Raw genomic sequence first — 4,145 nt, 5'->3', positions numbered from 1 at the left:
GCCAGCCTGCTACCGGGCCTCCTGGCAGCTACCCGGACCGGACTCACACCGGCAAGCGACGACGAGCTTACGAACAAGATCAGCCGCTCACGCGGCATCACCTCCCGTTCTGCTGGGCGCACGAAAAAGGGTCACTGATGCTGTGCCTGGGCATGCTGATCGTCCGCCTGGGCACGGCCGACGAAGTACTCCTCCACGGCAGGGGCCGAAGAGGCCACCTCCTCCTGGCGCTTTTGCTGACCATCTGCGCCGCAGGCCTGGCCGCCCCACCCGGCTTCGGCCCATTCCTCTCCCTGACCCTCATCTACGACGCCCTGACCACCGCCGGCTACGCCTGGACGGCCCCTCTCCTGGCCATCCGCGCGGCCATCAGCGCCGGCGCCGTCCTCCGCGCGACAGCCCGAATCTTCCTGGGCTGGGGCCCACCCCGCGACCCGACCCTGACCAGCCAGGAAACCGAACTCCACCCCGCCCGAGGCCACCACCGCCTGTGGCCTCTGACCGCTCCGCTTCTGCTGGCCCTGGCCGCCTACTCCGTATCCTTCATCCCCGACCTCCCCGGCCACGCGATAAAGGCAGCCGCCGACCTCCACGACCACACAGCCCACGCCCGCCTGATAACCCAAGGAATCACCCCGCCGCCAACTCCACTCCCCGAACACATCATTCCGGGGCGAGACTGGGGCTACGGCCTTATCTCCTTCCTTGGCGCTATTCTGACCGCGGCAATCGGCCTTTGGTGGCAACACCTACCAGGACGTGTCAGAAGCCCACTGCGCCCCTTCATCCGACCACCAATAATCGCGCTTAAAGCCATCCACAGCGGCAGGATAGGGGACTACACGACCTGGCTGATCGTCGCAACCGCAGCCCTAGCCCTCTCCTGGACGGTCACCCTCTCCTGACCGTCCAAGACCCCGGCGACGCCGCGGATAGAAACCGCCACCAGAGTCCGCGCCCCGGAGGCGCCGTCAGGAAAATGATGGCTTCACCGCTCCAGCGCCGAGCCAGGCAACCGGTGAACCATGGGGCTGCATCGCGAGAGCGGAAGCCTCCCGTGGCCGCTGCTCATGCTCGAAAGCATTCACCCAAATGCCGACCGCGGGCCTTTGTACCGCCTCGGACGATGCCGGCGCCGCCCACCGGACGGGCGGCTCGGCCCGGCACTTGTCGCCGCAGGCCGAGCCACCCTGACCGAGGCCCTCGGCTCAGCGGTAGTGGTTCTCCTTCAACTCGACCACCCAAGCGCGGCGCTCCGCGATCTTGCCCTCCCGCATGACGAACACCTCCGCCATCGACATGCGCATCTCGCCCCCCGCGGCCCGCCGCACCGTCCCGGTCATCTCCGCCATGACGACGTCGCCCTGCTCGACCATGCGCACGACCTCCAGATGGGGAGGATTGACGAACTCGTCCGGCCCGTCGATGGCCTTGTCGTACGCTTCCTTGCCGACCAGGTGGAAGCCCCCGAAGACCGTCCATTCGATGTCGTCAGTCAGGCACGACAGGATCTGCGCGTGATCGTTCTTCCGAAAACCGTCCAGGTACGTGTTGACGGTCTCGACGTTCCGTGACATCTCTGCTCCTCCGTACGGGTGCGTCCGCAGGCGCCACCAGCCGAGCCGGCGGCCCCCTCTCAGCCAGGTCGGAGCCCCCAGAGCGTTCTCGACATCCCTCCGACTAGCGATTTCACCTGGCACCGGTTGGAGGAGCACCGCCCGTCGTCCGATCGGCTGCGGGCCGCGGGCGTGGCCGTGGCTCGGCGAAGCGTGTGCCCCTGAGCCTCCTCCGTAACGCCGCTCAACGCCTGCGGGGCCTCACCGTGCTCCGCGCCGAAATCGGAACGGGTCCGTCCCCCTCGCTTGCGACATGCAGCCTCCACTGCCGTCCCGCGCGGGCACCAATGCCCAGTCGTAGTGGCGCTGCTCCAGGTTCCCGGCCGTTTGCAGTGGCAGCAGGCGGGGTCGTCAATTTGCGTCGGTGTGCCACTCGGAGCAGGTTTCCGGGGTGCAGTTGGACGTGTGCAAGATGAGATTGCCGCGATTGCCGTACCAGGGTTCGATCGTGGCCTGTCGGCCAGGGAACGCGCGCTCAGCCGCCTCGGCATCCGCCTGGCCGAACGAGCCGTAGAAAAGGGGATGCCCGGAGAGCAACTCGATCTTCTCGGACCCCATGGGCCAGATGGCCCTGTGCATGTCGGCGTCGAAGAGTTGATCGGGACTAGGCCGCTTGGTCATGCCCCCAGCCTATTGCGGAGTGTAACTAGCTGCTGGCTGGATGATGAAAGTGAGCCGAGGATAAAGGCGGTTTGTGAAGGTAGAGAAGATTGTCTCCCGAGACGTCCGCGGCCCGCCTTCGAGCCGACTATGGCCCGAACAAGTGAGGCGAGGTGATGCAATTTGAACCCGTGACCTCTTCGTCCCGAACTCCAAATCATGGCCATTTGGGGGTCGTGCAGGTAAAGCGGATTCGCGTTAAAATCCCAGGTGGATGGCGGGTTCCGGTGTCAGGCGCTCACGGACGAGGATGACCGGTTCGCCACCGTCCACGGACAAATCACGGACGGATGATCATGGGGAGATCGCCTCGTGGGATACGCGAAGAAGCGCAAAGGCAACAACGGAAAGTACCGCTACACGGCCTGCTATGTCGACATCAAGGGCCGCCTGAGGTCAGCCGGGACATACTCCAACAAAAGGGAAGCCGACAAGGCATGGCAGCGAGCCGAGGTGGAGGTCTCCAGAGGACGGACCGGCGACCCAGGCCGCGGAAAGCAGCGGTTCAAGGATTACGTCGAGCAGGTCTGGCTCCCGAACCACGAGGTCGAGGCCACCACCCGTGAGGGCTACACGTACGCGATCTACAAGCACATCATGCCGACGTTCGGCTCGATGCGGATGATCGACATCCTCCCCGAGCACATCCGCGCGTGGATCACGGCCCTCAAGAACCAGGGCATGAAGCCCGTGACCATCCGCTACAACAAGATCATCCTCAGCGCCATCTTCACCACGGCGATGGACGACCAGGTGACCTTCATCCATCCCTGCCGCGGCGTCCGCACACCCCCTGTCGTCCGCAAGCCCCTCGAGATCATCACCCCCGAGCAGTTCGACGACGTCTACAACGCCCTCCCCGAAGGCACCTTCCGTCTCCTCGCCGAAACCGAGGTCGAGAGCGGCCTCCGCTGGGGCGAACTCAGCGAGTTGCGCGTAAAGGACGTCAACCTCAGAACCCGCATCCTCACGATCAGCCGCACCGTCGTCGAGCTGAACCCGCAGTTCCACCCGGAAGGCCGCCACTTCCTCGTCAAGGACTACCCGAAGGACAAGGAGTACCGCCGCTTCAAGCTCAGCACCCAGATCATCGAGAAGCTCGAGGACCACATCCGAACCGCCAACCTGACCCGGGACGACCTCCTCTTCCAGATGCCACCCCAGGACAAGCCCCGAGCCCGCATCACCGAGATCCCCGACCCCGAGACACTCGGCCGAACCGAACCCAACGAGAAGGGCCGCACCTACAATCACGGCACCCTCAGCGGCTACACCGCCGGCCGCTGCCGCTGCGACTACTGCCGAGGCGCCTTCTCCCTCTACCGAGCCGCCCGCCGTGCGGACGGCAAAGACAACCCTCGCCCTCGCCGCGTCCGCGAAACCGACGGCCACATCCCCAACGACTGGTTCCGCCGCAACATCTGGAACCCCGCCCTGGCCGCCGCCGGCCTGAACTTCAAACCCACCATGCGCGACCTACGCCACGCCCACGCCTCCTGGCTCCTCAACGGCGGCGCCGACCTCCAGGTGGTGAAGGAGCGCCTCGGCCACGCCTCTATCGCAACAACCGAGCGCTACCTACACACCCTCCCCAACGCCGACGAAACAGCCCTCGAAGCACTCGCCAGAACTCGCAACCGCTCAACCGCCCGTTAGACGAAAGGGGTCGACGAGAAGGGCCGGCCACCCCGGCCCTTCGCCGCTTCGGAAGTCCTAACCGCGAGCTCGCGTAAGCCTGAACGATCCACTGAGGTGATCTCAGGGAAATCGATCCGGACAAGGATGCCTTCCCTGTCACGAACGAGGCTTTGAGGGCGGACACGCGGACGATCAGGCGGCACCCGGAAAGGGCGTGGAGCCCCCGGTAGA

At 65.5% G+C, this 4,145-nt stretch carries 4 protein-coding genes; 2 read left to right on the top strand and 2 right to left on the bottom strand.

All coding sequences use genetic code 11. The annotated features are described in order from the left end of the window. Positions 1-905: hypothetical protein (locus SM611_RS37505; protein WP_371955157.1), on the top strand; the 905-nt coding region annotated here is incomplete at its 5' end. 303 nt (positions 906-1,208) lie between these two features. Here SM611_RS37505 and SM611_RS37500 read toward each other — a convergent pair. Further along, complete coding sequence (locus SM611_RS37500) at positions 1,209-1,577, bottom strand: nuclear transport factor 2 family protein (protein WP_371955156.1); 369 nt, start codon at positions 1,575-1,577, stop codon at positions 1,209-1,211. A gap of 390 nt (positions 1,578-1,967) precedes the next feature. After that, positions 1,968-2,237: a hypothetical protein gene (locus tag SM611_RS37495; protein ID WP_371955155.1), complete on the bottom strand. Its 270-nt coding sequence runs from the start codon at positions 2,235-2,237 to the stop codon at positions 1,968-1,970. A gap of 351 nt (positions 2,238-2,588) precedes the next feature. Here SM611_RS37495 and SM611_RS37490 point away from each other — a divergent pair, with 351 nt between their 5' ends. After that, positions 2,589-3,932 (top strand): tyrosine-type recombinase/integrase, encoded by a 1,344-nt coding sequence (locus SM611_RS37490; RefSeq protein WP_371955154.1) that lies wholly within the window; start codon positions 2,589-2,591, stop codon positions 3,930-3,932. Positions 3,933-4,145: the final 213 nt, after the last annotated feature.

This window comes from Actinomadura monticuli (assembly GCF_041463655.1).
GTDB classification, from domain to species: Bacteria; Actinomycetota; Actinomycetes; order Streptosporangiales; family Streptosporangiaceae; genus Spirillospora; species Spirillospora monticuli.
This window is presented reverse-complemented; position numbering and strand designations above follow the sequence as displayed.

What these genes read in the sequence shown, in the direction of transcription:
- SM611_RS37500 (WP_371955156.1), bottom strand. Translation starts at nt 1,577, where the DNA reads ATGTCACGGAACGTCGAGACCGTCAACACGTACCTGGACGGTTTTCGG.
- SM611_RS37495 (WP_371955155.1), bottom strand. Translation starts at nt 2,237, where the DNA reads ATGACCAAGCGGCCTAGTCCCGATCAACTCTTCGACGCCGACATGCAC.